Genomic DNA, 22,034 nt, shown 5'->3' with positions numbered 1-22,034 from the left:
CCGCGCACCGCAGCCGTTCGATCGCAGCATCGCGGAAGCCGCTGATTCATCCGCTTTCCTTGGCCGATGCGCGAAGTTCGTCGACTCCCGCTGCATCCGTGTCCTTGACGGATCCGGAGAGGCGATGAACGACCACCCAGCGGCCGTCGGGCAACGCTCCGGCGAAGACCCTCGACTTTCGGGTGGCACCGTTGTGGTAGGTCAGCGGCATATCTCCCACCCGGCGCCAGGTGAGCGCCGGCTCACCGAGGGTCTTGTCGACGAGCAGTCCGGTGAGCAGGCCGGCGGTCGTACGCGTGCTGGCCCACATGCCACCCGCGGGCAGGACGGCTCCGGTCAAGTCCCATGGCTTCACGGGGCGGCCGAACCAGCTCGACGCCAGCAGACGCCGGTCCGCGGGTGGTCTGGCGGTCACCGCCCCTGCGGGCAAGCCGAGAGGCGCGAGCACGTGATCGCCGACCAGTTCCTCGTAGCCCTGGCCGGCAGCCGACATGAGTGCGGCGCCGAGCACGGCGTACCCGAAGTTGGAATACTCCTCGCGCTCACCCGGGCTTGCGGTGACCAAACTGTCGAGACGACCCACGAGCTGTTCGAGCTGAGTCTGCGTGAAGTCCCTGTACGGGTTGAACAGGCCCGTGTCAGGGGGCAGCCGCGGAAGGCCGGAGGTGTGGTCGGCGAGGTGTCGAAGGGTGACGCCGGTACCTGCCGGCGCGCTCAGCCACCGTTCGACCGGGTCGTCGAGGGAAACGACGCGCTTCTCGGCAAGCACGGCAAGCACGGTTCCGGTCAGGACCTTGGTGAACGATCCCAGCTCCACGTACGCGTCGGGATCATGCCCGCCGGTCACACGAGGAGCATCGAGGTGACTGCCGATGACGCAGGTGGGAGGGCGTCGCACGGGGAGCCTTTCAGTCGGCGGAAGCGGCCGCTACCGGCTCGCGGTTGTGTGCCGCACTGCTTCCCGTCCCGTCCGCCGCTGCCTTCTCCTTGCGACGTGCGTTCAGCCTTCGCGCTGCCTGCAGTGCGCGGGACAGTTCCGGCGACAGGAAGACGAGATCACACGCGATCATCGTCAATGCGAATCCGGTGAGCCCCATGAAGAATCCGATGGAGACGTGGAAACCGATGGATGCGGCAGCCGCCCATGGGCGCAGGGACCTTACCAGGACACCCATGGGGAAATAGACGAGAAAGATGACGGTTGCATAGGTGCCGAGGTACACCAACAGGTCGTTGTTGTATGCGAACTGCGAAATTCCGGGGAGTTCGAATTCCGGTACCCGCATGATGTAGAAGAGCGCGGTGCCGTCCTGCCACGCCTGCCCCTGCACCTTGTAAAGCCCGCTGACCATGTAGACCAGGCATATCTGCACCGCGATGGCGGTGACACCCAGGTTGTGCAGTGGGGCACCGGCGGCTCGAAGGGCCTTGGGCATGCGCTGTATCACCCGTTGCCCCAAAGGAGAGCGCAAGGAGAAATGATCATAGCAGTGTGTGAGAAGCAGCATCGGGACCACGAGCTGCATGAGGTTGTCGCCGCCGTCCATCAGCGCCGACTGCCGCTGGTAGAGCGACCACAGAAATATGGCGTGCACCGCCAGGACGGGACGGCCCCCGATACCCAGCGTGACAGCCAAAGCAGCGATCAGTCCGAGGTGGAACAGCACTTCGAATACGACCGGCGAGCTGCTCCACGCGTAGACACTGAAACTCCCCGAGTCCTTCAACTCGTCAAGGAAGAGGTGGTAGGGCAGCAGTGTGTCGTTTCCGGGGCCGAAGAGGTAGCGCCGGTCCCCGTACTGGCTGACGTAGAACATGAGGCCGACGAACCCCAGTAACGCACGGGTTCCCGACACACCCAGGACCGCGACAGGACGGCTGGCCCAGGTGTCGATTTTGTCCAGTAGTTTCACTGCAGATCAGCAGCTTTCTTCCATGGAAAGTCGTAGGCGTCGACCTTGTCGTGTGCGCGGGGGTTGTCCCTCTGTGACCAAGGCGGGAGAGACCGGACGTACATCCGGACCTGCACCGCTTGGAGGCTGCGACCGTCCGTGCACGCCTGAGTCATCTGGGTCAGGGCATACCTGGAGAGGTAGTTCACCGCTTGATCGCGCGTACGCTTCTCGTAGGGCAGCAGCGGAATGGGGTTCTTTTCCGGCTTCTTCGCCTTCGTCTTTTCTTTCTGCTCGCGGAGGCGCCTCAGGAGGTCGTCGGTCGAGTTGTACTGCTGGATGCCGTTGCTGACCACCCGGGACATTCGCGAGGGAAAGAATCTGTCGTTCTGGACCCTCTCGATGGTCGGGCCTGTCACGTCGTAGTACTTCGTGACCTCACCGTCGCTGCAGCGGCCCCGCGCGATGACCCCCTGGTCGACCATCACCGGATCCGGGGCGAAAAGCATCCAGTTCTGCGCGAAGTACGGCTGGAGATAGGCGTTCAGGAGTGGCGCCAATTGCACCTTGGCAGGACTCAGCGGCGTCTGAGAGAAGGCCGCAATGGAGAAGTGGGCACCCAGGAGGGCGGCACCGGCAAGCAGTACCGCCCTCTGGACGCGACGAGTCGCCGTCACCTATCGAACGCGGTCGCGGTGCTGACACTGCCGGAGATCTTGGCCGGCGCGGCGAACACCCCGCCGAGACTCAGGTTGTCCGTCAGCGCTCCCACGGCGTGGCCCACGGAAGGGCAGGCGGCCCTGGCGTGCACGGCCGCCCGGGCGGCCGCCCGGCCGACCGCGCTTGCGACAGCCTTGGGCGCAGCGGCCTCACCCTTGCTGACGGTCGCCTTCTCGGTCACCGGCGCCACAGGCGTGGCCTGGGCCGAGCCCTGCATGGTCAGTGCAAGGCACGTACCCGCGACAGCGGCACCGATGACGGCACCGACAGTTCGCTTCTGCATCGTTCCCCATTTCGTTTTGTCGGTCATTGCCCACAGCCCTCACGGTTCCCGGATCCCGTCGGCGCCTCCGGATGAGAGCGCCACTGATCACCGGAGATTTCCCCCGCGTACAGGGCTGAAGTCAGCTGCGCAGCAACTGGTCGGAGCAAACAAATCCCAACATCTAGAAAGTCAGGACCTTTGGTCGTGTTCGCTCCTGACGGTTAACTTAGCGTGCCCATGATCACGGGACAAGTGATTTTTATGAGACCCCTGTGACTGAAAAGTGACGCAAGAATCGGCCGCTTCCGGATATCCGGGGCGAAAGGAGCAAACACGTCCGACATCGCACCTTGCCGGACACGATGGCGTTTCGTGTTTGCTTTGTTGCGTATTGAGTGAGCCGTCTGGTAGGTCTGCGTCGGTCGACCCTGGGGGCGGCGCTTGCCAACGGAAGGGAAACAGTCGGTGATGAAGGCGGACGTCGCGATCGTGGGGACGGGTCCGAACGGGCTGGCGGCCGCAGTCGTCATGGCTCGCGCTGGATTGCATGTGCAACTTTTCGAAGGTCACCGCGAGATCGGTGGCGGCCTGCGGACCACGTCACTGTTCGACGCTGACATCACGCACGACGTATGCGCGGCCGTTCACCCCATGGCAGCCGCGTCGCGGTTCTTCCGAGAGTTCGATCTGGCCTCGCGTGGGGTGCGACTACGTCTCCCTGAGATCAGTTACGCCCACCCGCTGCCCGACGGCACAGCCGCCCTGGCTCACCATGACCTGGAGGCGACCTGTGCTCGGCTGGGGGCGGACGGCGACTCCTGGCGGCGCATGATGACTCCCCTGCTGGGGCGCAGCTCCGACGTGGTCGACCTCGCCCTTTCCCACCAGCGCGCCATTCCGCAGGACCTGCTCGTCGCAGCCAGGTTCGCCGCGCGGACTCTCACGCTCGGCACCCGGCTGGGAAGTCGCACTCTGACAACCGAAGCCGGCAAGGCCCTGCTGACCGGTGTCGCGGCACACGCTGTGGGACGACTTCCAAGTCTTGCGTCCGGCGCGATCGCACTGCTGCTGGGGCACCTTGCCCACGGCAGCGGCTGGCCCCTTCCAGAAGGCGGCAGCAGCCGCATCGCCGAAGCCCTGGCCGCGGACATCGCCGCGCACGGTGGCACATTCCACACCGGATGCAAGATCGATGATCTGAGGCAACTACAGGGATCGAAGGTGGTGTTGTTCGACACCTCCCCGAAAGGTCTTCTCCGGGCCGCCGGCGACTTGCTCCCCGCCCGTTACGCCCGCCACCTCTCCCGCTTTCGCCACGGCCCCGGGGCCGCCAAGGTGGACTTCCTCGTCAACGCTCCCATCCCCTGGAAGGATCCTGACGTAGGCCTGGCGGGCACCGTGCACCTCGGTGGGACGCAGGCGCAGATACGTCACCAAGAAGGCCTCACCGCCGCGGGTGCGGCCGCACCGGAGCCGTTCGTCCTGGTCGTCGACCCTGCCGTGACGGACCCCACTCGGGCCCGGGACGGAAAGCGGCCGGTGTGGGCCTACGCCCACGTGCCGAACGGGAGCTCCCAGGACCCCGTGCCCATGGTGCAGGCGCGTATCGAACAGTACGCGCCCGGCTTCACGGAAACCGTCGTCGCCAGCCGCGGGATCAGCGCCCGCGACTACGAGGCCTACAACCCCAACTACGTCGGCGGTGACATCAACGGCGGTGCTGTGACCCTGAAGCAGAGCGTTCTCCGCCCGGCCCCCCGGGTGAACCCCTACCGCACGCCGCTCCGCGGCGTGTACCTGTGCTCCGCATCCACACCGCCGGGACCTGGCGTACACGGGATGTCCGGTTACCTGGCCGCCCGTTCCGCACTGAAGTACGAATTCGGCATTCACACCACACCAATCCTTGCCCCCTGACCAGATCGTCCGTCCATGAGGTGGCGGGCGCGACGGGCCGCCGAGGTCCCTCGTGCACAGGCTGCGCGGCCTGGGCGCGTCGCTCGCTTGGCCAGGTCCGGAGCCACACGACCGTGGACCGGACTTACGTTAATGTGCGAGCCATGACAGCTGATGAACGTGAAAAACCACGCACGGAGCACGAGTTAGCGGCGTCTCCCTGGAGCTGGGGGGGCCTGGGCCCCATCGGCGGCGTCCTCTTGATGCTCTCCGGACTCGGTCTGCTCCTGTGGGCGTTCCTGGGCCGGACGAGTTCCAGCCCTTCACTGATCTACCAGGCTGCGAAGGTCGTGGCGATCGGCCTGGTGATCACCGGTACCACTCTGGTGGCACGCCGACGCGACTCGTCGCGACGCCCCGACGCAGAGACAGAGCCTCCTCCACGATCGTGATCGGTGAGGTGCTGTGGGCGCTGGAGGGAGTTCTCCGTACGGCGTCGTCTTCGCGAACGCCCAGTTCGCGGGTCGCGGATCCTGCAGCCGGTCGGGTCAGGCCAGGCTGTCGCGCCAGGCGCGGTGCAGGTCCGCGAAGCGGCCCGCGCCGGCGACGAGTTCGGCCGGAGCCCCGTCCTCGACGATCCGGCCCCGCTCCATGACGAGTACCCGGTCGGCGATCTCCACCGTGGACAGCCGGTGCGCGATCACCACCGCCGTGCGGCCCCTCAGCACCGTCGCCATCGCCGCCTGCACGGCCCGCTCGCCCGGCACGTCGAGCGAGCTGGTCGCCTCGTCGAGGATCAGCACCGCCGGATCCGCGAGCAACGCCCTTGCGAATGCCACGAGTTGGCGCTGCCCGGCGGAGATGCGCCCGCCGCGTTTGCGGACGTCCGTGTCGTAGCCGTCCGGCAGGGCGCTGACGAACTCGTGCGCGCCGATCGCCTTCGCCGCCCGCTCGACGTCCTCACGGGACGCGTCCGGCCGGCCGATGGCGATGTTCTCGGCGACCGTCCCGGAGAACAGGAACGCCTCCTGCGTCACCATCACCACCCCGCGCCGCAGTTCGGGCACGGACAGCTCGCGCAGGTCGACCCCGTCCAGCAGCACCCGTCCCCGGGAGGGGTCGTAGAAACGGGCGAGCAGCTTGGCCAGCGTGGACTTTCCGGCGCCGGTGGAGCCCACCACGGCGACCGTCTGCCCGGCGGGGAGGACCAGGTCGAAGCGGGGAAGGACCTCGCCGCCCGTGCGGTAGCCGAAGGAGACCCCGTCGAAGACGACCTCGCGGCCGGGCAGGCCGCCTTCCGGCGCGGGCAGTTCCTTCGGCGCCGACGGCTCCGGCACGGTCGGCGTCTGCGCGAGCAGGCCCGCGATCTTCTCCAGCGAGGCGGCGGCCGACTGGTAGGAGTTGAGGAACATGCCGAGCCGGTCGATCGGGTCGTACAGCCGCCGCAGGTACAGCACCGCCGCCGCCAGCACGCCCAGTTCCAGTGAGCCGTCCGCGACCCGGGTGGCGCCCCACAGCACGATCAGCGCGACCGCGGCGTTGGCGACCAGCCGCGACCCGACGACGTACCGGGCCATCTCCAGCAGCGCATCGCCGTTGCTGCGCTCGTGCCGGTGGTTCAGGACCCGGAAACCGGCCTCGTTGACCGCCTCGCGGCGGAAGGCGCGCACCGGCCGGATCCCGTTCATCGTCTCCACGAACTTCACGATCACGGCCGCGATCGCGGTGGACCGGGCCGTGAACACCCGGCCCGCGCGCCGCTGGTAGATCCGGACCAGAAGGTACAGCGGCACGAACGACGCGACCGCGACGGCGCCCAGGCCCAGGTCCAGCCAGAGCAGCATCGCGGAGATGAACAGGAAGGACAGCACCACCGAGACGAGCTCCTGCAGACCCTCCTCGAGGAGCTCGCGCAGGGCCTCCACGTCGCTGGTGGAGCGGGAGATGAGCCGGCCCGAGGTGTAGCGCTCGTGGAAGTCCAGGCTCAGCGCCTGTGCGTGCCGGAAGATCCGGCCGCGCAGGTCGAGCAGCACGTCCTGGCTGACGCGGGCGGAGGCGATCAGGAAGGCGTACTGCAGCGCGCCGGAGGCCAGGGCGCACAGCAGGTAGCCGACGCCCACCGCGACCAGCGGCCCGTGGTCGTCCGACCGCCACGCGGGCACGGCCCGGTCGATGGCGTACGCCACCAGGAGCGGACCCGCCTGCACGGCGGCCTGCTGGAGCAGCAGCAGGAGCGTGGTGAGGGCGACGCGTCCCCGCAGCGGGGCCAGCAGGGAGCGCAGCAGCAGGCCGGTGGCGCCGGGCGGGGTGGGCAGGACGTCCTTGTCGAAGGGGTCCTCCACGGCCTTCGGGCGCGCTTGTCCCGGCGCGCCGTCGGTCGTGGGGGAGGAGGTGGCGGGGGCGGTCATCGGTCGTCCTCCTGGCGGCCGGTTCCTGACATGAGGTGGGCGTACTCGGCGTTGTCGCGCAGCAGTTCGTGGTGGGTGCCCACGGCGGCGACACGGCCGCCGGACAGCAGGGCCACCCGGTCGGCGAGGAGCACGGTGGACGGGCGGTGGGCGACGATCAGCGCGGTGGTGTCGGCGAGGACCTGCCGCAGCGCGGCCTCCACGGCGGCCTCGGTGTGCACGTCCAGCGCGGAGAGCGGGTCGTCGAGGACGAGGAACCGCGGCCGGCCGACCACGGCTCTGGCCAGCGCGAGCCGTTGCCGCTGCCCGCCGGAGAGACTGAGCCCCTGTTCGCCGACCTGGGTGTCGGCGCCCTGCGGAAGCGCGTGCACGAACTCCGCCTGCGCCACGGCCAGCGCCCGCTCCAGCTCGACGGCGCCCGCCCGGTCGTCGGCGCCCATCAGGACGTTCTCCCCGACGCTCGCGGAGAACAGGGTGGGCTCCTCGAACGCGACGGCGACCCGCGCGCGGAGTTCCTCGCGGGGCAGCGTGGCGACGTCCTCGCCGTCGAGGGTGATACGCCCGGCCGTCACCTCGTGCAGTCGGGGGACGAGGGCCGTGAGGGTGGTCTTGCCGCTGCCGGTCGCCCCGACCAGGGCCATCGACTCCCCGGGGCGGACGTGCAGGTCGACGCCGTCGAGGGTGGGCCGGGAGCCGGGGTCGGCGTCCGGGTAGCGGAAGACGACGCCGTCGAAGCGCAGTCCGGCGTCGGGCGACGGCTCCGACCGCACCACGCAGTCCCGTTCCGGCTCCTCGTCCATCACCTCGAAGTACCGCTCGGTCGCCGTCGCCGCCTCCTGGCTCATCGCGAGCAGGAAGCCGATCGAGTCGACGGGCCAGCGCAGCGCGAGCGCGGTGGACAGGAAGGCGACCAGGGTGCCGGCGGACAGCTCCCCGTCCGCGACCTGCACGGCCCCCAGCACCAGCGCGGCGCCGATGGCCAGTTCGGGCAGCGTCACGATGACCGCCCAGATCGTGGCCAGCAGCCGGGCCTTGCGCAGCTCCGTGCCGCGCAGCGTCGACGTCAGCTCCCTGAACGCCCGCGCCTGCGTGCGGTGCCGGCCGAACCCCTTGATGATCCGGATACCGAGGACGCTCTCCTCGACCACCGTCGTCAGATCCCCGACCTGGTCCTGCGCGCGGCGCGCCTCGACCGCGTACCGGCGCTCGAAGTACACGCACATCACGACGACGGGGATGGCCGGCCCGAGGATGACCAGCCCGAGCCGCCAGTCCTGCAGCAGCATGATGACGACGCCGACGACGATCGTCACCGAGTTGACCAGCAGAAACGTCAGCGGGAAGGCGAGGAACATCCGGACCAGCCCGAGGTCGGCCGTCGCCCGCGAGAGCAGCTGGCCCGACGCCCACCGGTCGTGGAACGCCACCGGCAGCCGCTGCAGCCGCCCGTACAGCTCGGCCCGCATCTCCGCCTCGACGTGCGCCAGCGGACGCGCCACCAGCCGGCGCCGCAATCCGAACAGCAGCGCCTCGGCGAAGCCGAGCAGCAGCAGGAAGAGCGCGCCGAGCCAGACCCCGGCCGTGTCCCGGTCCGCCACCGGGCCGTCCACCATCCACTTCAGGACCAGCGGGATCACCAGCCCCGTACAGGAGGCCAGCACGGCGACGAAGGCGGCCGTGAACAGCCGCAGCCGTACGGAGCGGACGTACGGCCACAGCCGCAGCAGCGACCGTACGGCGGAGCGGTCGGGGACGGTGGTTGCACGTGTCTCGGCCATCACCGCGAGCCTACGGACCGGCACCGACATCGCCCACCGAGTTTCGGCCCGACCGGGCTCGGTCGCAGGTCCTACGACCTGCGTGTTCGACGGGTCGTACCCGGGCATCCACCGATCGGCTGATGCCCGTTCGAGCGAGCCGGCCGATGTGCGGACGCCGCCCCGGCCGCGACGCTGATGCCATGTCCGTCATCGAAGTCACCGACCTGCGCAAGACGTACGACGGCCGAGCGGTCGTCGACGGCGTCTCCTTCACCGTGGAGGAAGGCGAGATCTTCGGCATCCTCGGCCCGAACGGCGCCGGCAAGACCACCACCGTCGAGTGCGTCGAGGGCCTGCGCGCGCCCGACGCGGGCCGGGTGCGGGTCGCCGGGCTGGACCCGGTCGCCGACCACGAGAAGGTCGCCCGGGTGCTCGGCGCCCAGCTCCAGCAGAGCGAACTGCAGCCGAAGCTCACCGTCCGCGAGGCGCTGGAGCTGTACGCCTCCTTCCACCCCCGGCCGCTCGACTGGGCCCCGCTCGCCGAACGCCTCGGCCTGACCACGAAGCTGACCACGCGGTTCGCCCGGCTGTCCGGCGGCCAGAAGCAGCGCCTGTTCATCGCGCTCGCGCTGATCGGGGACCCGCGGATCGTCGTCCTGGACGAGCTGACCACCGGCCTCGACCCGCGGGCCCGCCGGGACACCTGGGAGCTCATCGAGGACGTGCGGGCCGGCGGGGTGAGCGTCCTGCTCGTCACCCACTTCATGGAGGAGGCCCAGCGGCTCTGCGACCGGATCGCGGTGATCGACAAGGGCCGGGTGGCCGCCCTGGACACCCCCGCGGGCCTGATCCGGCGCTCGGCGGGAGCCACGGTCATCAGCTTCACCCCCTCCGCCCCGCTGGACGACCGCGAACTGGGCGCGCTGCCCGAACTGGCCTCGGTCGAGCACAGGGAGGGCCGCGTCACCCTGGCGGGCACCGACGCCACCGTCAACGCCGTCATCACCCTCCTCGCCCGCCACCGCGTCACCGCCCACCAGTTGCGCGTCGTGGACGCCACGCTCGACGACGCGTTCCTCGACCTGACGAAGGAGACCGTGTCATGAGCACCGCCGTCCTGAGGACCGAGGTCCGCCTGTTCCGGCGCGAGCCCGGCACCCTCTTCTGGATCCTGCTGTTCCCGAGCCTGCTGCTGGTGATCCTCGGCTCCATCCCGTCCTTCAGACAGCCGAGCGACGACCTCGGCGGTCTGCGCACCGTCGACGTCTACGTGCCGGTGGCCGTGCTGCTCGGGCTGATCGTCGGCGGCCTGCAGTCGATGCCGCAGACCCTGACCGGATATCGCGAGCGCGGCATCCTGCGCCGGATGGCCGTCACGCCGGTCCGGCCGTCCGCCCTGCTGTCCGCGCAGATGCTGGTGTACGGCGGGGCGTCCCTGGCGTCGGCGCTGCTGGTCCTCGCGATCGGGCGGCTCGGCTTCGACGTGCGCCTGCCCGGCCGGCCCGTCGGATACGCCCTCGCCCTGCTGGGGGCCGTCCTGGTCGCACTCGCGCTCGGGTCGGTGGTGTCGGCGCTGTCCCGTACGACGAAGATCGCGGGGGCGATCGGCTCCGCGGTGTTCTTCCCCTCGATGTTCTGCGCCGGCGTGTGGGCGCCGGTGCAGACCATGCCCCACACCCTCGCCCGCATCGTGGGCTGCACCCCCTTCGGGGCGGCCGCGCAGGCCCTGAACCAGGCGGCGGCCGGTCACTGGCCCGGCTGGAGCCACCTCGGCGTCCTCGCGATGTGGATCCTGCTGCTGACGGGCGCCGCCTCGCGCTGGTTCCGCTGGGAATAGGCGCGGGGCCGTGCAGACTGGTGAGATGACCGCGGCGGACCGCCAGATCGAACGGCGCTGGGAACAACTGCACACCTGGGGGCCCTACGGGCTGCTCGGCATCGGCGTCGTCCTCGCGCTCGCCTCCTCCCCCGAGATCGACCGTTCCATCCAGTGGTACACCGCCTGGGACCTGATCGGCGCCGCGATCGCCCTCCAGGTGGGCTGGCAGCACCTCCGGTCCGGGCGTCCCGACCGCGGCCGGACCCCGTCGCGGGCCGGGACGTTCTACTACGTCGTCCGCTGGGCCCTCGCGTTCGCGCTCACCTGGATCGACCCGTTCTTCGCGTTCTACGCCGCCACCGGCTACATGGACGCCGACGAACTGCTCCCCGTCAGGTGCCAGCGGCTCGGGCTGCTGGCGAGCGCGGTCACCGTGGCCGGTGCGCAGGCCGGCGGGCTGCCGCTGCACGGCACGGTCCAGTGGATCCTCTTCGCCGGGCTCTTGGCCGCCAACTCCGGTCTGCAGCTGGTGGTGGCCCACGTCATGGGCCAGGAGGCGCAGCGCAACCGCGAGCGCACCGCGACCATCACCGAACTGGAGCACACCAACACGGCGTTGCAGCTGGCCCTCGACGAGAACGCCGCCCTGCACGCCCAGCTCCTGCTCCAGGCGCGTGAGGCGGGCGTCGCCGACGAGCGCCGCCGCCTCGCCGCCGAGATCCACGACACCATCGCCCAGGGGCTGACCGGCATCATCGCCCAGCTCCAGGTCGTCGCGAACGCCCCCGACCTGGACGTCGCCCGTACCCACCTCGAGCGCGCCAGCGACCTGGCCCGGCACAGCCTGGGCGAGGCCCGCCGCTCCGTGCACAACCTGGCCCCGGTGGCCCTGGAGCACGACGGACTGCCCGAGGCACTGAAGAAGACGGTCGCCGAATGGGGTGAACGGACGGGCGTGCGGGCCGAGTTCACCGTCACCGGAACCGCGGAACAGCTCCACGACGAAGTCGCCGCCACTCTGCTGCGCCTCGCCCAGGAGGCCCTGTCGAACGCGGCCCGGCACGCCCGTGCCTCCCGCGTCGGCGTCACCCTCTCCTTCCTGGGGGACGAGGTCCTCCTCGACATCCGCGACGACGGCCGGGGCTTCGACCCGCGGGCGGTGCGCCGGCGCACCCGGACCGGGGGCTTCGGCCTCGACGGCATGCGGGCCCGCGCCGAACGCGTCGCGGGCGCCCTGACCGTGGAATCCGCCCCGGGCCAGGGCACGGCGCTGTCGGCTCACGTACCGTTGATCCGCCATGAGTGACGAACCCCTGATCACCCTGCTGATCGTGGACGACCATCCCGTCGTGCGGGACGGCCTGCGCGGCATGTTCGAGTCGGCCCCCGGGTTCCGGGTCGTCGGCGAGGCGGCGAACGGCGTCGAGGCGCTGTCGGCCGCCGCGACGGGCGACCCGGACGTGATCCTGATGGACCTTCGGATGCCGGGCGGCGGAGGGGTGGACGCCATCCGCGAGCTGACCCGCCGCCGGGCGCGGGCGAAGATCCTCGTCCTGACCACGTACGACACCGACTCCGACACGCTTCCCGCCATCGAGGCGGGCGCGACGGGCTACCTCCTCAAGGACGCCCCTCGCGACGAGCTCTTCACGGCGGTCCGCGCGGCCGCGGAGGGCCGCACCGTGCTGTCCCCGGCCGTCGCCACCCGCCTGGTCAGCGCGGTCCGCGCCCCCCGGACCCCCGCCGCCGAGCCGCTCTCCGCGCGGGAGCGCGAGGTCCTCGCCCTGGTGGCCCGGGGCACGTCCAACCGTGAGATCGCCCGCGAGCTCTTCATCAGCGAAGCCACCGTGAAGACCCATCTCACCCATCTGTACGCCAAGCTGGGCGTCAACGACCGCGCGGCAGCCGTCGCGGCGGCCTATGAGCGGGGGATCCTGGGGCGGACCGGAGGCTGAGCGGGGGAGCGGCCGGCGCGGTGAGCCGGGACGCGGCGCGGCGGACCGGCTCCGGACGGCGGACGGCGCCGCGGCGACACCGAAGGGCGCGCGCGGGAACACCGTCTCGGCCCACCGCCGGGGCGTGTCGGGCCGCCGCCGGCGCGTCTCGGCCCGTCAGCGGCACCACCGGCACCCCCGGCGGCGCGTCTCAGCCCACCACCCGCAGCAGCAGCACCGCCCGCCCCGGCACCGTCACCGCCGTCCCCGCCGGCAGCGTCACCCCCGGCGCCTCCTTCTGCTCCTCGTGGGAGGTGTCGACGACCACCTCGTACCGCTCCGCCCACGGCGGCCCCGGCAGGACGAAGTCCACCGGCCGGTCTCCGGCGTGCAGGACGGCGAGGAAGCTGTCGTCGGTGATCGGGGCGCCCCGCTCGTCCCGGCCGGGGATGTCCCGCCCCGACAGGTACATCCCCAGGGTCGCCGCGGGCGCGTACCAGTCCCCCTCCGTCATCTCCGTGCCCCGCTCCGTGAACCACGCCAGGTCCCGCAGCCCGTCCGCCGAGTGCGCCCGGCCGGAGAAGAAGGCGCGGCGGCGCAGCACCGGGTGGCGGTGGCGCAGCGCGATCAGCCGGGAGGTGAGGTCGAACAGCGCCCGCCAGGCCGGGTCCTCCAGCAGCCCCCAGTCCACCCAGCTGATCTCGTTGTCCTGGCAGTAGGCGTTGTTGTTGCCCCGCTGGGTCCGCCCCAGCTCGTCGCCCGCGACCAGCATCGGCACGCCCGTGGACAGCAGCAGTGTCGTGAGCAGGTTGCGCAACTGCCGTCGCCGCAGCTCCAGTACGCGTTCGTCGGCCGTCTCGCCCTCGGCGCCGCCGTTCCAGGAGCGGTTGTCGTTGGTGCCGTCCCGGTTGCCCTCGCCGTTGGCCTCGTTGTGCTTGCGCTCGTAGGACACCAGGTCACGCAGGGTGAAACCGTCGTGGGCGGTCACGAAGTTGACCGACGCGTACGGCCGCCTGCCGCCCCAGGCGTACAAATCGCTCGACCCCGACAGCCGGTAGCCCATCTCCCGCACGTCCGGCAGCGCGTGCCGCCAGAAGTCGCGCACGGTGTCGCGGTAGCGGTCGTTCCACTCCGTCCACAACGGGGGGAAGGCGCCGACCTGATAGCCGCCCGAGCCCACGTCCCACGGCTCCGCGATGAGCTTCACCCGGCGCAGCACCGGGTCCTGCGCGATCACCGCGAGGAACGGGGACAGCATGTCGACGTCGTGCATGGAGCGGGCCAGCGCCGCCGCCAGGTCGAAACGGAAGCCGTCGACGCCCATCTCCGTCACCCAGTAGCGCAGCGAGTCGGTGATCAGCCGCAGGACGTGCGGCTGGACCACGTGCAGGGTGTTCCCGCAGCCCGTGTAGTCGGCGTAACGCCGGGCGTCGGACTGCAGACGGTAGTAACCGCGGTTGTCGACGCCCTTCAGCGACAGGGTGGGACCGAACTCGCCCGCCTCCGCCGTGTGGTTGTAGACGACGTCGAGGATCACCTCGATCCCGGCCGCGTGCAGTGCGCGCACCATCCGCTTGAACTCGCCGACCTGCTGCCCCGTCGTCCCGGCGGCCGAGTAGGCGGCGTGCGGGGCGAAGTAGCCGATCGAGTTGTAGCCCCAGTAGTTCTTCAGGCCGCGGCGCAGCAGATGGTCCTCGTGCGCGAACTGGTGGACGGGCAGCAGCTCGACCGCCGTCACGCCCAGCTTCACCAGGTGGTCCACGGCCGCCGGGTGGGCCAGCCCGGCATAGGTGCCGCGCAGTTCCTCGGGGATCTCCGGGTGCCGCCGGGTGAAGCCGCGCACATGCAGTTCGTAGATCACCGAGTCCGCCCACGGGGTCTTCGGGCGGCGGTCGTCGGCCCAGTCGTCGTCGTCGTGCACGACGACGCCCTTGGGGACGTGGGGCGCGGAGTCCCGTTCGTCGCGCACGGTGTCGGCGACCTGCTGCTGGGGCCAGTCGCGGACGTGCCCGTAGACCTCCGGGGGCAGCGCGAACTCGCCGTCCACCGCACGGGCGTAGGGGTCGAGCAGCAGCTTCGCCGGGTTCCAGCGGCCGCCGGTCCACGGATCCCAGCGGCCGTGCACCCGGTAGCCGTACCGCTGGCCCGGCATGATCCCGGGCACGAAGCCGTGCCAGATCTCGTGGGTGAGCTCGGTCAGCCGGGCGCGGGTCTCGCGTCCGGCCTCGTCGAACAGACACAGGTCGACCGCCTCCGCCCCGCCCGCCCACAGGGCGAAGTTGGCGCCCGCGACCCCGTCCGGGCCGACTCTGCACCGGGCGCCCAGGGGCGTCGGCGCACCCGGCCACACGGGTGGGCCCGGCACCTTGCGCGGCGCACCGTTCACGACGGTGGCCGGCGTGGCGCGCTGGGCCGCCACCGCCTCCTGCTCGGCTGCGCTGGACACCGTTCAGCCTCCCGCGGCTCGTGGAACGACGTGGGAAAAGAGCGCGCGGTGTCCCGGCCGCGGCGCCCCGTCGTGTCGTCCTCCCCCCATTCCTGCCCAGAGCGGCCCTCGCACTCACGTTTCCCCGGGGCGTGCCCGGTCGTTGGGCACGCCGTGAGGCACGTACATGGGCGCGCACGGCGCGCGGGGGTCGCACTGGCCGCCGTACTGACATGGGCAGGACTACTGGCCGGGGCCGCCGGCTGCAGCGGCGGCGAGAGCCGGAGCGGACTCGACCGGATGCTCGGCAAACCGCCGGCCCCCGAGGACGTCATCCGCGTCACCCCGCAGGACGGCGCCAAGGGCGTGCGGCCCGGGGAGCGCCTGCGGGTGCGGGTGCCCGACGGGCGGCTGGAGTCGGTGAAGGTCGTCAGATCGCAGGACGCCGAGGAGACGGAGGTGAAGGGCAGGATCGCCGCGGACGGCCTGAGCTGGCGGCCGGACGACGACCGTCTCGGTCTCGCCGCCCGCTACACCGTGGACGTCGTCGCCCTGGACGGCGACGGCGACCGCTCGGCCCGCCACACCACGTTCACCACGTTCGTCCCCGACAAGCGCTTCATCGGCTACGTCACCCCCGAGGACCGCTCCGTCGTCGGCACCGGGATGATCGTCTCGCTGGAGTTCAGCCGCGAGATCGAGGACCGTGCGGCCGTCGAGCGCGCCGTCCGGGTCACGGCGCAGCCGGCGGTCGAGGTCCGGCCGCACTGGTTCGGCTCCGCCCGGCTCGACTTCCGTCCCGAGGAGTACTGGAAGCCCGGCACCCGGGTCACGGTCGCGCTGGGGCTGCGGGACGTCGAAGGGGCGCCCGGCGTCTACGGGCTGCAGGAGAGGTCGTTCTCGTTCACCGTCGGCCGCAGCCAGGTGTCGCTGGTCGACGCGGCGAAGCACACCATGCAGGTGCGGCGCGACGGGGAGTTGTTGGCCACCGTGCCGATCACGGCCGGGGCGCCGAAGAACACCACGTACAACGGCAAGATGGTGGTGAGCGAGATGCTGGAGCTGACCCGGATGAACGGCGCCACGGTCGGCTTCAGGAAGGCCGACGGCAAGGGCGAGTACGACATCCCGGACGTGCCGCACGCCATGCGTCTGACCAGCTCCGGCACCTTCCTGCACGGCAACTACTGGGCGGACGACGTCTTCGGCCGTGCCAACGTCAGTCACGGCTGCGTCGGCCTCAGGGACGTCAAGGGCGGCGCCTCGGACACGCCTGCGGGGTGGTTCTTCGACCGCAGCCTGATCGGGGACGTCATCGAGGTCGTCCACAGCAAGGACAAGCAGGTCGCCCCCGACAACGGCCTGGGCGGCTGGAACATGACCTGGAAGGAGTGGACGGCCGCCCCCGTGGACTGACCCGCGGGAAGTCCCCGCCCTCCGGGGGCAACCTTCCCCGCCTTCCCATGGTCCAAGTTGGGACTGAACGGTGACATTTTCGGCCCGTCCAGGCCGCTGACCTTGTGGTTAATATGCGGCGAACGCGGGGGACGCGTCGCTGTGCGGCCCGGGGAGGGCCCGGGGGAGTGGGGAGAACGACTTTGAACGTGCGACCGATACCGGGGGCGTCGGTTGGGGGGCGCTCACGCGGCCGCAACAGGCGGCTGGCGTTGATCGCCGGCGGAATGCTGCTCGCCGTCACGGCGTGCGGCGGCGGCGGTGACGGCTCCGGCTCCGGATCCGACGGGAAGTCAGGCGGTGACAAGGGCGCGACGACCGCCGCGGAGAGCAAGCAGTCGGAGGCGGTCGTCACCGTCGCCCCGAAGACCGGCGCCAAGGACGTCGACACCAGCGGTGTTCTGAAGGTCACCGCGGCCAAGGGCAAGCTGACCGAGGTGACCGTCAAGGACACCAAGGGCAGGAAGATCGAGGGCACGATCTCGGCCGACGGCGCCGGCTGGACGCCCGCCACCCATCTGGCCGCGTCCACCGCGTACCAGGTGCACGCGGTCGCCAAGGACGCCGCGGGCCGGACGGCCGCCGAGGACTCGTCCTTCACCACGCTGAGCCCGCAGAACACCTTCATCGGCAACTTCACGCCCGAGGACGGCTCGACGGTCGGCGTCGGCATGCCGTTCTCGGTCAACTTCACGCGCGGCATCACCAAGCCGGACGACGTCGAGAAGGCCATCAAGATCACGACCGTGCCGGCCGTCGAGGTCGAGGGCCACTGGTTCGGCAACGACCGCCTCGACTTCCGTCCCGAGAAGTACTGGAAGGCCGGTACCAAGGTGACGGTCCAGATGAACCTGGACGGCGTCGAGGGCCGCAAGGGCGTCTACGGCAAGCAGTCCAAGACCGTCTCCTTCACCATCGGCCGCGACCAGGTGTCCGTGGTGGACGCCAAGAAGCACACGATGAAGGTCACGCAGAACGGCAAGGTCGTCAGGACCATCGCGGTCACCACCGGCAAGCAGGGCTACGCGACCTGGAACGGCCAGATGGTCATGAGCGAGAAGTTCACCGTGACCAGGATGAACGGCGACACCGTCGGCTACAACGGCGAGTACGACATCAAGGACGTCCCGCACGCCATCCGGCTGACCAACTCCGGCACCTTCGTGCACGGCAACTACTGGGGCGGCGACGCCTTCGGCAACTACAACGCCAGCCACGGCTGCATAGGCCTGCGCGACGTCCGCGGGGGGTACGACAGCTCCGTCGCGGCCGCGTGGTTCTTCAACCACTCGATCGTCGGAGACGTGGTGGTCGTGAAGAACTCCACCGACCCGACCGTCGACCCCGCCAACGGCCTCAACGGCTGGAACATCCCCTGGGCGGAGTGGAAGAAGTAGGGCGGACGACGCCTCGAGGGCGCACGCTCTCCTCGACGGGCCCGGTGCTGTGACCTACGGCACCGGGCCCGTCGTCGTTAGTGGTGGTTAACCTGCTGGCATGACCGTGAATCTCGAAGTCGCCGAAGGCGTCGGCACACTCCGCCTCGACCGCCCGCCCATGAACGCGCTGGACGTGGCCACCCAGGACCGTCTCAAGGAGCTCGCCGAGGAGGCCGCCCGGCGTGACGACGTCCGCGCGGTCGTCGTGTACGGCGGCGAGAAGGTGTTCGCGGCGGGCGCGGACATCAAGGAGATGCAGGCGATGGACCACACCGCGATGGTGCTGCGCTCCCGCGCCCTGCAGGACTCCTTCACGGCCGTCGCCCGCATCCCCAAGCCGGTCGTGGCGGCCGTCACCGGGTACGCGCTGGGCGGCGGCTGCGAACTCGCGCTGTGCGCGGACTTCCGGATCGCGGGCGACAACGCGAAGCTGGGCCAGCCGGAGATCCAGCTCGGGCTGATCCCCGGCGCGGGCGGCACCCAGCGGCTCGCCCGGCTGATCGGCCCCTCGAAGGCGAAGGACCTGATCTTCACGGGCCGCATGGTGCGGGCCGACGAGGCGCTGGCCCTCGGCCTGGTGGACCGGGTCGTCCCGGCCGCCGACGTGTACACCGAGGCGCACGCCTGGGCCGCCAGGCTGGCGCAGGGGCCGGCGATCGCCCTGCGGGCCGCCAAGGAGTCGATCGACACCGGTCTGGAGACGGACATCGAGACGGGCCTGGCGGTCGAACGCAATTGGTTCGCGGGTCTGTTCGCCACCCCCGACCGCGAGACCGGCATGCGCAGCTTCGTGGAGGACGGCCCGGGCAAGGCCAAGTTCCTGTGAGCAGTGTCTCCTTTCAAGTCGCGGGAATCGCTTGCAATTGACGAGGCGTCTCATCCGCGTCCCCCGAAGGGGCGGTTTATGGGAACCTTAAGGCGACCTTAAGACTGTCTTGGCGGGGGTGATCACCGATCACCCCCGCACGGGCCGTCCTCGCAGGTCGGCGCCGGTGCATCGCCGGTCGCCCTGCCTGCGGCATATGCCTCCCGCCTGGTGGGGAGGGCTCGCGTCCGGGGGGCGTATTCCGGCGGAACGGCCCCCGCGGGGTCGGCGGGCGGCCATGATGGGGGCATGGCGGGGCTGGAGGGCATCGAACAGCCGCGGGGACAGAGCCGTGCGACCGCGGCGCGCTGGTCGCCTGCGGTCGAGGACGAACGGGCGCTCAAGGCGCTGGAGTTGTTCGGGAACCCCACGGAGGGCGAGGTCTCGCTCCCGTCCCGCCCCGAGTCCGCCGCCACCGCGCGCCGACTGGCTCAGGTCGTCGTCCTGCGCCAGTGGGGACTGACCCCCAAGATGACCGAGGACGCGGTCCTGCTCGTCTCCGAACTCGTCGGCAACGCCGTACGGCACACCGGCGCCCGTGTCTTCGGCCTCCGGATGCGGCGGCGGCGCGGCTGGATCCGCGTCGAGGTCCGCGACCCGTCACGGGGTCTGCCCTGTCTGATGCCGGTTCAGGAGCTCGACGTCAGCGGCCGGGGCCTCTTCCTCGTCGACAAGCTGTCCGACCGCTGGGGCGTCGACCTGCTGCCCCGGGGGAAGACGACCTGGTTCGAGATGCGGGTCGCCGACCGGTAGGGGCCCGCGCGGGCAAGGAACGGGTAAGGCGCCGGGCGGCAGGCTGCGTCAATGGCCCGAATTATCGGATATCGCCCCTTAAATGGGGTGGGTGACCACATCCGACCGTCGTTCCGCGCTGCGGGCGGGCGCCGGGCTCGTCGCCGGAGGCGCGATCGCGGCCGCGTGCTCGCCCTCCGGGGCCTCCTCCGGCGCCGTCGCCGCCCGCGACACCCCCGCGTCCGCGTCGACCTCGCTCGCGCCGACCGCGCCCGGGAAGGCGGCCCGGCCGCCTCGTGGCGCCCTCGCCGCGCGCCTTCCCCCGGCAGCCCGTCCAGATCGCGCACGGTCCCCGCGACCGGCCCCGCGTCGCCCTCACCTTCCACGGCCAGGGTGACCCCGCCGTCGCCCGCGCCCTGCTCGACGAGGCCGAACGGCACGGCGCCCGGGTCACCGTGCTGGCCGTCGGGACCTGGCTCGACGAACACCCCGACGTCGCCCGCCGGATCCTCGACGGCGGCCACGACCTCGGCAACCACACCCAGCGCCACCTCGACGTCAACGCGATGTCCGAGGCCGAGGCGACGGCCGAGATCGCCGGGTGCGCCGAGCGGCTGCGCAGGCTCACCGGGTCCATCGGCACCTGGTTCCGCCCCTCCCGCGCCGCCCGCGCCTCCCCGCTCGTCGAGCGGCTGGCCCGACGCGCCGGGTACCCGCACGTCCTCTCCTACGACGTCGACTCCCTCGACTTCACCTCGCCCGGCGCCTCCGCCGTCGCCCGCAACGTCCTCGGCGAGATCCGCAACGGGTCCGTCGTGAGCCTGCACTTCGGTCACGCGGACACGGTCGCCGCCCTCCCCGTCCTGCTGGACGAACTCGCCCGCCGCCGCCTGCGCGCGGTCACTGCCACGGAGCTGATCGGCTGATGCATCCGAACCTCGTGAAACGCACCCTGCTCACCGGCGCCGCACTCGCCGTCCTCGCCGCCTGCGGCGCCGGGGCCAAGGACGGCCCGGACGGCGCCACCAGGGCCGCGGTCCCCGCGCCTGCGAAGAAGGCCGTGAAGAAGCCGGTCGTCGACGGGCTGCCCGGCATGCCGCCCGTGCTGGACCCGAAGGACGTCTACGCCGCCGACCGCCCGAACCGGCTCTCCCCGGTGGTCCGCGACTTCCCCTCCCGGGTCTACGTCCCCAACACCGAGTCCGACACCGTCTCCGTCATCGACCCGCAGACGTACCAGGTGATCGACACCCTCCGGGTGGGGCGGCAGCCGCAGCACGTCGTGCCCTCCTGGGACCTGAAGACGCTGTGGGTCAACAACGACCGGGGCAACACCCTCACTCCCATCGACCCCAGGACCGGCAAGACCGGCAAGTCGGTCGAGGTGCACGACCCGTACAACCTCTACTTCACACCCGACGGCAAGTACGCCGTCGTCATGGCGTCCCTCGACCGCGAGCTCGTCTTCCGCGACCCGCACACCATGAAGCGCATCAAGACCGAACCGGTCACCTGCTACGGCGTCAACCACGCCGACTTCTCGCTGGACGGGAGGTACTTCATCGTGTCCTGCGAGTTCAGCGGAGAGCTGCTCAAGGTCGACACCGAGAAGATGAAGGTCGTCGGACAGCAGAAGCTGCCGTTCCATGGCGCGATGCCGCAGGACGTCAAGGTCTCGCCCGACGGGAAGCGTTTCTATGTCGCGGACATGAAGGCCGACGGGATGTGGATCGTCGACGGCGACACGTTCGGCACGCCACGGTTCCTGCACACCGGCAAGGGCTGCCACGGGCTGTACGTCAGCCGCGACTCGCACGAGATGTACGTGTCCAACCGCGGCGAGGGCACCGTCTCCGTCTTCGACTTCCGCGCCGACGCCCTCACCAAGAAGTGGAGCCTCCCGCAGGGCGGCAGCCCCGACATGGGCGGCGTCTCGGCGGACGGCAAGGTCCTGTGGCTGTCGGGCCGGTACAACTCCGAGGTGTACGCCATCGACACCGGCACCGGACGCCAGCTCGCCCGCATCAAGGTCGGCAGCGGACCGCACGGCCTCGCCGTCTACCCCCAGCCCGGCCGCTACTCCCTCGGCCACACGGGCGTCTTCCGCTAGGTGTGGCGGCCCGCCGCCCCCTGAGTCGTCACCCGGTCCCGCCCCCGGCGGCCCGGAGGCCGAGCGCGTCCGCGCGACCGCTCGGCGACGCCGACCGGGCCGTCGCCCCGGAGCGTCCGACGGCCGCCGCCGACGAACGCGTGGCCCGTTACCGGGTGTTGTCCTTCCTCGTCGCCGGTCACGGCTGTCCGCGGAGCCATGACGAGGAGTTCTCCTGGGTGGTCGCCGCGCTGCGCACTCCACGGGGCCGTTAATCTGACCTGCGTCAGTAGGACAGCAAGACAGCACGTATGACCGCAAGGCATCGTCAAGAG

Annotated in this window: 17 protein-coding genes and 1 pseudogene; 11 read left to right on the top strand and 7 right to left on the bottom strand. The window is 70.7% G+C overall.

Annotated features, from left to right (window positions below; translation table 11 throughout):
- Positions 1-46: 46 nt before the first annotated feature.
- The 4 genes from BG482_RS20580 to BG482_RS20565 all read right to left on the bottom strand — a co-directional run bounded on the left by BG482_RS20580 (position 47) and on the right by BG482_RS20565 (position 2,922).
- Positions 47-847 (bottom strand): serine hydrolase, encoded by an 801-nt coding sequence (locus BG482_RS20580; protein ID WP_256096416.1) that lies wholly within the window; start codon positions 845-847, stop codon positions 47-49.
- Between the two features lie 61 nt (positions 848-908).
- Entirely contained in the window at positions 909-1,913 is a 1,005-nt protein-coding gene (locus BG482_RS20575) for an HTTM domain-containing protein (protein WP_079141958.1), read from the bottom strand.
- Complete coding sequence (locus BG482_RS20570) at positions 1,910-2,569, bottom strand: DUF5819 family protein (protein ID WP_069770529.1); 660 nt, start codon at positions 2,567-2,569, stop codon at positions 1,910-1,912. Before BG482_RS20570 ends, BG482_RS20575 begins: the two co-directional genes overlap by 4 nt.
- A complete protein-coding gene (locus BG482_RS20565) occupies positions 2,566-2,922 on the bottom strand; it encodes a hypothetical protein (protein WP_141746645.1) in 357 nt (118 codons plus the stop codon). Before BG482_RS20565 ends, BG482_RS20570 begins: the two co-directional genes overlap by 4 nt.
- 423 nt (positions 2,923-3,345) lie before the next feature.
- Here BG482_RS20565 and BG482_RS20560 point away from each other — a divergent pair, with 423 nt between their 5' ends.
- Complete coding sequence (locus BG482_RS20560) at positions 3,346-4,794, top strand: NAD(P)/FAD-dependent oxidoreductase (RefSeq protein ID WP_069770546.1); 1,449 nt, start codon at positions 3,346-3,348, stop codon at positions 4,792-4,794.
- 527 nt (positions 4,795-5,321) lie between these two features.
- Here the strand turns inward: BG482_RS20560 and BG482_RS20555 are convergent.
- Positions 5,322-7,181 (bottom strand): ABC transporter ATP-binding protein, encoded by a 1,860-nt coding sequence (locus BG482_RS20555; RefSeq protein WP_069770527.1) that lies wholly within the window; start codon positions 7,179-7,181, stop codon positions 5,322-5,324.
- Positions 7,178-8,959 (bottom strand): ABC transporter ATP-binding protein, encoded by a 1,782-nt coding sequence (locus BG482_RS20550; protein ID WP_069770545.1) that lies wholly within the window; start codon positions 8,957-8,959, stop codon positions 7,178-7,180. Before BG482_RS20550 ends, BG482_RS20555 begins: the two co-directional genes overlap by 4 nt.
- 182 nt (positions 8,960-9,141) lie before the next feature.
- Here BG482_RS20550 and BG482_RS20545 point away from each other — a divergent pair, with 182 nt between their 5' ends.
- Genes BG482_RS20545 through BG482_RS20530 form a run of 4 tightly spaced genes read left to right on the top strand, consistent with a single transcriptional unit; the run spans position 9,142 to position 12,715 of the window.
- The gene (locus BG482_RS20545) at positions 9,142-10,047 is read left to right on the top strand and encodes an ABC transporter ATP-binding protein (protein WP_069770526.1); all 906 of its coding nucleotides are present in this window, start codon (positions 9,142-9,144) and stop codon (positions 10,045-10,047) included.
- Positions 10,044-10,778, top strand: a complete 735-nt coding sequence (locus tag BG482_RS20540; RefSeq protein ID WP_069770525.1) for an ABC transporter permease — start codon at positions 10,044-10,046, stop codon at positions 10,776-10,778. The genes BG482_RS20545 and BG482_RS20540 overlap by 4 nt, the downstream gene beginning before the upstream one ends.
- Before the next feature lie 25 nt (positions 10,779-10,803).
- Positions 10,804-12,066 carry a sensor histidine kinase gene (locus BG482_RS20535; RefSeq protein ID WP_069770524.1) on the top strand — a complete coding sequence of 421 codons (1,263 nt, stop codon included), beginning with the start codon at positions 10,804-10,806 and terminating at the stop codon, positions 12,064-12,066.
- Positions 12,059-12,715, top strand: a complete 657-nt coding sequence (locus BG482_RS20530; protein ID WP_069770523.1) for a response regulator transcription factor — start codon at positions 12,059-12,061, stop codon at positions 12,713-12,715. The genes BG482_RS20535 and BG482_RS20530 overlap by 8 nt, the downstream gene beginning before the upstream one ends.
- Before the next feature lie 190 nt (positions 12,716-12,905).
- Here the strand turns inward: BG482_RS20530 and glgX are convergent, their stop codons facing one another.
- The gene (gene glgX, locus BG482_RS20525) at positions 12,906-15,140 is read right to left on the bottom strand and encodes a glycogen debranching protein GlgX (RefSeq protein ID WP_069770522.1); all 2,235 of its coding nucleotides are present in this window, start codon (positions 15,138-15,140) and stop codon (positions 12,906-12,908) included.
- Between the two features lie 153 nt (positions 15,141-15,293).
- On the opposite strand from glgX, the gene BG482_RS20520 reads away from it, so the two are divergent.
- From BG482_RS20520 to BG482_RS20495, 6 genes and pseudogenes are all read left to right on the top strand, one after another.
- Entirely contained in the window at positions 15,294-16,535 is a 1,242-nt protein-coding gene (locus BG482_RS20520; protein WP_069770521.1) for an Ig-like domain-containing protein, read from the top strand.
- A gap of 182 nt (positions 16,536-16,717) precedes the next feature.
- Positions 16,718-17,971, top strand: coding sequence for an Ig-like domain-containing protein (locus BG482_RS20515; RefSeq protein WP_069770520.1), 1,254 nt, complete (start codon positions 16,718-16,720; stop codon positions 17,969-17,971).
- A 100-nt stretch (positions 17,972-18,071) separates the two neighbouring features.
- Complete coding sequence (locus BG482_RS20510) at positions 18,072-18,839, top strand: enoyl-CoA hydratase/isomerase family protein (protein ID WP_069770519.1); 768 nt, start codon at positions 18,072-18,074, stop codon at positions 18,837-18,839.
- Positions 18,840-19,127: 288 nt separating this feature from the next.
- On the top strand, positions 19,128-19,631 hold the full coding sequence (locus BG482_RS20505; protein WP_069770518.1) for an ATP-binding protein: 504 nt from the start codon (positions 19,128-19,130) through the stop codon (positions 19,629-19,631).
- An 82-nt stretch (positions 19,632-19,713) separates the two neighbouring features.
- A pseudogene (locus BG482_RS20500) lies at positions 19,714-20,536 on the top strand (polysaccharide deacetylase family protein).
- Positions 20,536-21,720, top strand: a complete 1,185-nt coding sequence (locus BG482_RS20495; RefSeq protein WP_069770517.1) for a YncE family protein — start codon at positions 20,536-20,538, stop codon at positions 21,718-21,720. Before BG482_RS20500 ends, BG482_RS20495 begins: the two are co-directional and overlap by 1 nt.
- The last annotated feature ends 314 nt before the right edge of the window (positions 21,721-22,034 follow it).

It is taken from the genome of Streptomyces sp. LUP30 (assembly GCF_001746365.1).
Taxonomy (GTDB): domain Bacteria; phylum Actinomycetota; class Actinomycetes; order Streptomycetales; family Streptomycetaceae; genus Streptomyces.
This window is presented reverse-complemented; position numbering and strand designations above follow the sequence as displayed.

Excerpts from the sequence above, each read along its gene's own strand:
- BG482_RS20565 (WP_141746645.1), bottom strand. The coding sequence starts at position 2,922 with ATGACCGACAAAACGAAATGGGGAACGATGCAGAAGCGAACTGTCGGT.
- BG482_RS20560 (WP_069770546.1), top strand. The coding sequence starts at position 3,346 with ATGAAGGCGGACGTCGCGATCGTGGGGACGGGTCCGAACGGGCTGGCG.
- BG482_RS20555 (WP_069770527.1), bottom strand. The coding sequence starts at position 7,181 with ATGACCGCCCCCGCCACCTCCTCCCCCACGACCGACGGCGCGCCGGGA.
- BG482_RS20550 (WP_069770545.1), bottom strand. The coding sequence starts at position 8,959 with ATGGCCGAGACACGTGCAACCACCGTCCCCGACCGCTCCGCCGTACGG.
- BG482_RS20545 (WP_069770526.1), top strand. The coding sequence starts at position 9,142 with ATGTCCGTCATCGAAGTCACCGACCTGCGCAAGACGTACGACGGCCGA.
- BG482_RS20540 (WP_069770525.1), top strand. The coding sequence starts at position 10,044 with ATGAGCACCGCCGTCCTGAGGACCGAGGTCCGCCTGTTCCGGCGCGAG.
- BG482_RS20535 (WP_069770524.1), top strand. The coding sequence starts at position 10,804 with ATGACCGCGGCGGACCGCCAGATCGAACGGCGCTGGGAACAACTGCAC.
- BG482_RS20530 (WP_069770523.1), top strand. The coding sequence starts at position 12,059 with ATGAGTGACGAACCCCTGATCACCCTGCTGATCGTGGACGACCATCCC.
- BG482_RS20510 (WP_069770519.1), top strand. The coding sequence starts at position 18,072 with ATGACCGTGAATCTCGAAGTCGCCGAAGGCGTCGGCACACTCCGCCTC.
- BG482_RS20505 (WP_069770518.1), top strand. The coding sequence starts at position 19,128 with ATGGCGGGGCTGGAGGGCATCGAACAGCCGCGGGGACAGAGCCGTGCG.
- BG482_RS20495 (WP_069770517.1), top strand. The coding sequence starts at position 20,536 with ATGCATCCGAACCTCGTGAAACGCACCCTGCTCACCGGCGCCGCACTC.